Genomic DNA, 7,874 nt, shown 5'->3' on the forward strand with positions numbered 1-7,874 from the left:
GTCTTATTATCCTTTTCTTAGTTCTCGGTTGGCATTTCTAAGTCGATTTCGCCGGAAAGCAATTTAGGAAGGAGCGTGTCGCGAAGCTTTGCGAGTTCTTCATTCTCAAGACGGTTTTGATGAGCTTTCTTCAACATTGAACCTGTAAGCTGCAAGAATTTTTGAGCGATATCCTTGGTAGGGATTGCACATGGAGTATCTGCAACAACTACAGGCTTAATTGCAGGGTACGCACCACCATCAGCTAAACGAGCATACTCGTCAATAGAGTCATCATTGGTAGTAGCTAGGTAAACAAACGATGTCCAACACTCTTCTTTTGGCGATAAAACAGCGAAGCCTGTGCTACCTGTAAGTGGTTGTTCTGTATCACCGATAAATGCAAAAGATCGATTTCCCGGACGTACAGTGCCAACAATGGTATCCCCAGAGTTCAAGATTCTTCTCGCTCGTGATGGCGCTTCACTGAAGCCATAACTTGTGACTGTTTCAATTACACCATTTTTTGTGTTTGCTAGGTCAACATAGTGAACTTGTTCGGGTTGGTTTTTCTTTGTCCATGACTTCGCATTGAGTTTGGCTATATCTGCAATCACGCCCTGACTCCAGCCAACAGGAATACCAGTTTCGCTATCTAGCTTTTCTGGGAATAGCGAGGCAGTGGCTGCATCCATTCCCTCTGGTTGCTCGCCATTCATTTTGGCTTTGACTGGGTCAAAATCGACAAACCATGACTTGAAGACAGCTTGCGCCATTTCTTCTAAGGTTTGGTTAATTCGACGATTGAGCCTGCTTTTGTCCCTGAAACTGTTGAGAACACCATTTAGCTTTAATCGTTCCTCAAGTGGTGGAATTGGAATTTCAATCTTATCTAAATTAGCTTTGTTCAGTTTTGGCTGAACAGCTCCAGTGATGTAGGCACCGATATTAAGAACAGAAAAGTAATACTCAAGATAATCAAGAATGCCGTCTTCTTTTTCTGAAAAAATATGAGCATGGTTATTAACCCAAAACTTCCCTTTAGCCTGAAAAGCTATTGGCGTATTTCGAGTTCTTAAATTCTCACCATCTTCCGAAATCAATAAATAGTTGCCATCAAAAATGAAGTCATCAATGTAATCAACAATGCCTGACGCTCCATAATACGGGTAATCCCCTTGCCTTTTTTCTCGATCAAGACTTTTTAGAGGTACTCGTTTATTGTTTTCGAAGTTGGCAACCTCAGAGATGCGTTTAAGAGGCCAATTACAGCTCATAACCCAACCCCGCTAGATTTTTCTTAATATCCGCCTCTAACGTTGCTGACTCAGCAAACTGCTCACTTAGCTTTGAAGTCAGCGTTGCCATCTTCTCGCCAAATGGGATGCCATCATTTTCTTCCTCAGCAGCACCAACATAACGACCCGGAGTAAGTACGAAGTCATGTTTCGTGATTTCTTCAAGTGTTGCTGACTTACAGAAGCCTGCTTGGTCTTCGTATGCCACACCATGTATTTCTTCACCCGTTTTCCATGCATGAAATAGGTCAGCTACTTTCTTAATGTCATCAAAGCTAAAATCGCGTAAAACGCGGTCTTTCATGAAGCCAAGGTTACGCGCATCGATAAACAGCACCTCACCCTTACGGCCACGCAGCTTACGGCCCGCTTTATCAACGCGAGGGTTCTTGTTCTTAGTTAAGAACCAGATACAAGCGGGGATCTGTGTGTTGGTAAACAGTTGACCGGGAAGCGCCACCATACATTCAATCAAATCATTCTCAATTAATGCCTGACGAATAGTGCCTTCGTTGTTTGTAGTTGAACTCATAGAGCCATTTGCCAACAGAAGCGCCTGAGAGCCTTCAGGAGCTAGGTGATGAAGCATGTGCTGCATCCATGCGAAGTTAGCGTTACCTGATGGCGGTTGGCCGTATTTGAAGCGAGGATCGTTTTCATCAACACCCGTGTTCCACTCTTTCATGTTGAATGGAGGGTTAGCCATGATGAAATCAGCACGAAGATCAGGATGTTGCACGTTAGTGTAGGTACTTGCAGGCTCTTTACCGAAGTCGTAATCAAGACCACGAATCGCCATGTTCATCGCCGCTAGTTGCCACGTGGTGTGGTTGTATTCCTGACCGTAGATTGAAATTTTCTGTTTCTGAGTAAGAGCATCAACCTTCTTCTCGTTTGCATGACGCTCGATGAACTTCTCTGATTGAACGAAGAAACCACCAGAACCCATTGCAGGGTCGTATACTCGACCTTCAAACGGTTCAATCATTTCAACAATCAGCGTTACGATAGAGGCTGGCGTGTAGAACTGACCACCTTTTTTACCTTCAGCCAATGCGAACTGACCAAGCATGTATTCGTATACATGGCCTAGGATGTCTTTACTGTTGAGGTCGGCATGAACAAACGGGATTGTCGCAATCAGGTTAATAAGCTCATTAAGCTTGGCTTGGTCAATCTTCAATGAAGAGTATGATTTGTTCAGTACACCTTTCAGTTTCGGGTTATCGCGTTCGATACCCTCTAGAGCATTGTCAATGAGGTGCCCAACAGAAGTGATCTTCTTAGCTTTGCCATTGATATCTAGCTCTGCACCACCAATAACCAATGGGCCGTTATCTTGCAGGAACTGCCAACGAGATTCAGTAGGTAGCCAAAACACGTTTTTCTCTGTGTAGAAATCACGCTGTTCTAGTTCAATCGCAACCTCTTCTGCTAGTTCTTCTTCCGAGAAGTCAGCAGGATCTAGATAGTATTCATGCTCAGGGTTAGCGATGTCAGCTTTGATCTCATCCTGACGCAGCTTAAACGCATCAGAGACGTATTTAACGAAGATTAGACCTAACACTGCATGTTTATACTGCGCGGCGTCTAGTGTTGAGCGTAGCTTGTCTGCTGCGTTCCAAAGCTTGCCTTCAAGCTCTTTCAAATACTGTTGTTCTGTTTGATTCATTAGAAGTTTTCTTGTTATAGAAATATTCCGTCAATCATACCACTGGATGCAGCATTGTCTTTGATTTCTGCCTTACTTAAAGAGTATTTTTATGAAGTAAGGAGCACATTATGGAAGCGTGGAATAAAGGGAAGCGTGTAGGTCAGAAGAAAGCCTTCAAACTAGAAGACATTTGGCGCATCCGTATTCGACTTGAATTGGAGGAGCGTTTGTTTGAGCTGGCACTGTTCAACCTAGCCATCGACTGCAAGTTGAGATCCTGTGATTTACGTAACTTGAAAGTCCAAGATGTCAGTCGCAGTGGTTGTGTTATGTCACGAACTATCGTTAAACAGCAGAAGACCCAACAGGAAGTACACTTCGAGATCACCCCCAAGACTCAACAGACCTTGTCGCAGTGGATCATTCAAAACTCATTACAGCCAACAGACTATTTATTCCCAAGCCCACGCCGTGAAGGGCAGCCCATCTCGTACCATTACTACACCACCATGGTTAACCGTTGGGTTACTGATATCGGGCTAGATAAAACGCAATACGGCACACATTCACTGCGCCGAACAAAGGCTTCTTTGATCTATGCTAAAACGAAGAATCTTAGGGCTATTCAATTACTTCTAGGTCATGCTAAGTTAGAAAGCACGATTGAATACCTTGGTGTCGAGATTGAAGATGCGCTGAGGATTTCGGAGAGTTGTGAGACATGAAGAACAAAATTATAGACATAAAAAAACCCTCGAATTCGAGGGCTTTATATAGGGTGGTCGGATCTACTTGTGGGACAAACACCAATCCAAGAGGCGACCATTCTTTCGGTATATCAATCTGTTAGCTATAGAACAAATTGACTAAATTCTTTAATATAAGATAAGTCTAACAATAATTTAAACCAGAGGCAAGCAGTGAGAATCGACAAGGCATTACCTACGGAGCATTTAACCATAAATCAGGCCTTCTTTAAAGGTTGTTGGTTTAATATGTCTCATGAACTCTCTTTAGATAGTGATAGAGCCTCATTCGTACACCCTATTAATGGCGCTTACGAGCTTTTGTCATTGATTGACTTTGGTGATAATTTTGGTGGTCCATCTAAGCGAGTTGCCGCTAGCCTCGAATTCAGCGAAATTCTAGAGAACGACCCTGTATTAAAAAGTAGCAAATATGCACTAACAACCGAAAAGTTAGTTTCACTCTTATCCGTTACTAAAAATAATCCAAGCAATCCAGAACAATGCGCAATCAACAAACAAAGCGATCTAGTAACTCTTCTGCTGAAAGAGTTTATTCACCTAACCAAGGCTTATCTAGAAGACGCATTTGTATTACTTGAAGAACAACTAGCCGTTGAAATCAATGACGACAATAGAGAATTAGTAATTTCAAAAATACTAAGTTTGACAAACTCTGTTGTGGGTGCCTTGATATCAAATGGAATGGGGCTTAATGAAATAAGTTCCTTCTATCGACACATTTTATGTCGAAATCTAGAAACGACTACTTTTACACAGCGATACGACAAATTACGAGCTGCCGCAACAAAAAGCCCAGAGGATTTTGAGATTACTTTCAAGGTGGAAAGTAAAGAACTAGCCAGCATTCTGAATAATATAAATGATAGTTTCACATTTGGTTTATTCACTCTGTCAAAAGTAACTGAGAATCTGCTTACAGCAAGATGTATTGTTCTAGCTCAGTCATTTACTACTGCGGGTATGAAGGCCTACGAGCTGCTGGGTGAAGTAATAGATGCCGTGAGCTATACTCAAGCGAAATCGAACATAATTGTTCGTAAACAATACACCGCTAAGAGTGTCTTTTCGCAGAGAGAAAAAACCTTTTCAATTCAAAGAGCAATTCCAAATCCGGTCTATCACTTTAGCGAAGAAAGCTTTCGCCACTTTTGCGACAGTATTCAATCAACGTCTCACCAAGAGATTAGTAGCTTCAAACATAACAAGATTGCAGCAGCATTCAGGCTTTTGCGTATAGGCATGGGTGCAACAAGCCTTGAGGCAAAGTTTACGAGTTATTGGACAGCCTTGGAATCCCTAACTAGAGATGTATTTCCTTCATACAATGGTGATGACGGAAAGGTTATAGCCGCAGCTTTACCATCTATTTCAATAAATTATGTTAGTAAACGTTTAAAGTCATTCATATACGCATTCAATCACATCGGGCTTACTGAGTTTCAAATTAATGAAGAGGATGAAAGCACTGCATTTTCCCTTCAAGGGGCTGATATTATTGATATGTACAGAGTCTTAAAAGATGAAGATAAGACTAACTACATTTTAACGAAATTGAACGCACATCCATTTTTTCAATTTAAACTATTAAGCTTTTCGAAGTGCTGCCAATCGTCGTTAAAAATGGGAGCTAGTATTGAATCTCATGAGCAGAAAGTTAGGCTACAACTACATCGGATTTATAGAGCCAGAAATGCTATAGCACACGATGCAGGCAAAGTAGATAATCTGGATTTATTATGTGCGAACCTAGAGCACTACCTAACCAGCAACTTAAACTCAATGATTGGTCTTATGTCAATCAAACCAACCCTTGAAAGCCCAAAAGAATGTTTCATTCAATATGCCGATATGGTTAAAGACATTAAACTTTCCCTCAATCCCGCACTAAAAAAGAAAATCGATAACAGGCAAGCCGAACAAGATAGGTTGAGTAGGGATAATTACCATAATGATGACAAACTACTAGTCCTACTTGCACTGAACAAAACATAATCTCCTTCACCTTAAGCGACTTAGGGGGAATCTAAGGCGCTTTTGTCCCGTAGCGAAAGACCGCGGACGAACCAACACTATTTCAACGAAAAAAGAAAACCACTGCTAGTTCTTCAACATCAGGTGTGAATGAAATTGAGTAATTCACCTCTAAAATGATCGCTTACAGGGCAAAAAACTTTGCCCTTACATTGAAAACTATGACTGTATGGGCATAGCATAGGCAAGTTCATGAACTAATTGTCTAAACAACGATTCTTTGCCCTCTGGGATAATTAACTGGTCTTTTCCTACGCGTTGGCACAATTTCTGTAATTTAGGTGCTGACGCTATGTTCTTTGCTATCGACTCGGTATCGCATTTCAAAAGTAAAAAACGCCCCTCTAATCGTACTGCATTCTTATTGCTCTCTAACGTTTTGAAGAGGTGCTCAATTTGAGTCGGGAAATATGGTTGTTCATCTCTTTCAGATAGGAAAGATTGTATTTCTTCTAAGTCACCACCATTTTCGAGGTGTGAGAGTATCTTGCTTGTGCATAGCTGCCAGACTTGGTCGGTAGCTTCATCCGCATAATTAGTAAGAAATACTCGCTCACTTGTAGTGGGTGGCTGCATAAACTGAACACGATACTTCGGCAATAATGCGATCGATGTTTTCGTTGATTCGGATACATCAATGTAGGTATCAACCACTCCAAGCACATAGGCTCCGAGCTTTGTAAGCCTGATATATTTTAAACCATCATAAATGGACAAATAATCTAGGTCATATTGCCCCCAACGGTCATAGTAATTATCTTGAGCGCCCTCCGGCGTTACGTAAGCTATGTCGACGATCCCTAGAGTCGCGAAATACTCCATAATTAAACAGCGAGAGTAAGCATTAGTAAGAAAGGTACCGTCATGAATGCGGCCATACGTGGAATCACCAATATACAAGCTATAGGGTTCAAACGTAATATTAAAGAATTGCCCCTCAACCGCCATTAATCTCAGATAGTCATCAAAAGAGACCCATTCTTCAGGTGGGCAAGATCGCAATGTTTCTATACAAGCATCCCTGCGGCTCAGAACATTGGTAAAATATTTCTGACCTTTTCCTTTTTGCCCTTTAATCTGATTGATACGTGAGAACTCGTCAAATTTGCTTCGATCTTTCCAGTCCAAGAAAAGCTGTTTAATGACGTCACAATGTCGTTGTTGAAGAGCGGCTTTTTTTAGGTTGATTTGCAATTCGCCCTTTGTCTCTTTGAACCATAGAGCAGCTCTTAGAATTTGAATCCAACCAAAAGCCTTTATACTTTTCGCTGATTCGTCATCAAGTGATGTTACCTTTTGATACGGTTCATTGAGTTGGTTGCACAGTTGGTTGAGCAATGTTTTAGAAGGCAGCCCAGTTTTCGGACTGACTTTTAACTTCTTAACCTTAATAGTGTTAAGAAGAACGTTAAGCTCCGCTTCCGTGTATTGTGGGGTTTCTGACGTTTCAATCTCGTCACCATCGACAATTGCCGTTGGCACAGAGAAATGTGGTGGCAATGGAACATGAGGTTTCAAAAAAGCTAATAGGTCATTAGGTATTCTGCGTGAAGATCCGTAACGGCGGTCAGGATAAAAGAACGGAGATAAAGCTTTGCCACCGTTATCTTTATCTCGACTTCGATACAACGACCAGTCTTCTGTACTAGGTGGTTCTTTTTGATATTTTGACCAGAATACGAAACCGTCCATATAACCTGCTTGATTGTGAACGGCCTCTTGCAAAGCAAGCTTCTGAACCTCTGAGAGGTGGTTCCAAATTAGCTGTAGGTTGTCTGGGTTCATCAATGCATTAAAGAGTACACTTGCAACTTCTGCTTTGCGACTGGGGATAGCACAAGAAAAGGGTAATGACTTGATACGAAACTTCAGGTCATCGACGGTGCTGTAATCAATAAGGTTTTGAAAATTATCCATGCTGTTACTAGCTCTCTTGATATCTTCAGGAGATTTTATACGACCCCCCTTAGCTCTTCTTCCTTATTTTCGAAAAAGCGTACTTTGCATGGCTTAAATAAATGCAAATTCAATGGAAAGTGTGATTTTGCTAAGGCACTTTTGTCCCAAAGCATGGCGGCATAACACGCCTCTGGACAAAAGTTTGTCAGCGACTTTACTAAATTAGCAATTAATGAATAACTG

At 41.5% G+C, this 7,874-nt stretch carries 6 protein-coding genes; 2 read left to right on the forward strand and 4 right to left on the reverse strand.

Features of this window, described 5'->3' with window-relative positions:
• Window positions 1-17: 17 nt before the first annotated feature.
• The gene (locus AB6C75_RS11570) at window positions 18-1,256 is read right to left on the reverse strand and encodes a restriction endonuclease subunit S (protein WP_372107825.1); all 1,239 of its coding nucleotides are present in this window, start codon (window positions 1,254-1,256) and stop codon (window positions 18-20) included.
• Window positions 1,246-2,949 (reverse strand): class I SAM-dependent DNA methyltransferase, encoded by a 1,704-nt coding sequence (locus AB6C75_RS11575; RefSeq protein WP_102546629.1) that lies wholly within the window; start codon window positions 2,947-2,949, stop codon window positions 1,246-1,248. Before AB6C75_RS11575 ends, AB6C75_RS11570 begins: the two co-directional genes overlap by 11 nt.
• Before the next feature lie 110 nt (window positions 2,950-3,059).
• Here AB6C75_RS11575 and AB6C75_RS11580 point away from each other — a divergent pair, with 110 nt between their 5' ends.
• A complete protein-coding gene (locus AB6C75_RS11580) occupies window positions 3,060-3,656 on the forward strand; it encodes a tyrosine-type recombinase/integrase (protein WP_016788355.1) in 597 nt (198 codons plus the stop codon).
• Window positions 3,657-3,851: 195 nt separating this feature from the next.
• Window positions 3,852-5,693, forward strand: coding sequence for a hypothetical protein (locus AB6C75_RS11585; protein WP_372107826.1), 1,842 nt, complete (start codon window positions 3,852-3,854; stop codon window positions 5,691-5,693).
• A gap of 198 nt (window positions 5,694-5,891) precedes the next feature.
• Here the strand turns inward: AB6C75_RS11585 and AB6C75_RS11590 are convergent, their stop codons facing one another.
• Together AB6C75_RS11590 and AB6C75_RS11595 are read right to left on the reverse strand one after the other, a co-directional pair.
• Window positions 5,892-7,649 (reverse strand): hypothetical protein, encoded by a 1,758-nt coding sequence (locus AB6C75_RS11590; protein WP_102579782.1) that lies wholly within the window; start codon window positions 7,647-7,649, stop codon window positions 5,892-5,894.
• Window positions 7,650-7,684: 35 nt separating this feature from the next.
• On the reverse strand, window positions 7,685-7,874 hold a 190-nt coding region (locus AB6C75_RS11595), incomplete at its 5' end, for a hypothetical protein (protein WP_372107827.1).

It is taken from the genome of Vibrio sp. 10N.237.312.B06, from assembly GCF_041464685.1.
Lineage (GTDB): Bacteria > Pseudomonadota > Gammaproteobacteria > Enterobacterales > Vibrionaceae > Vibrio > Vibrio tasmaniensis_A.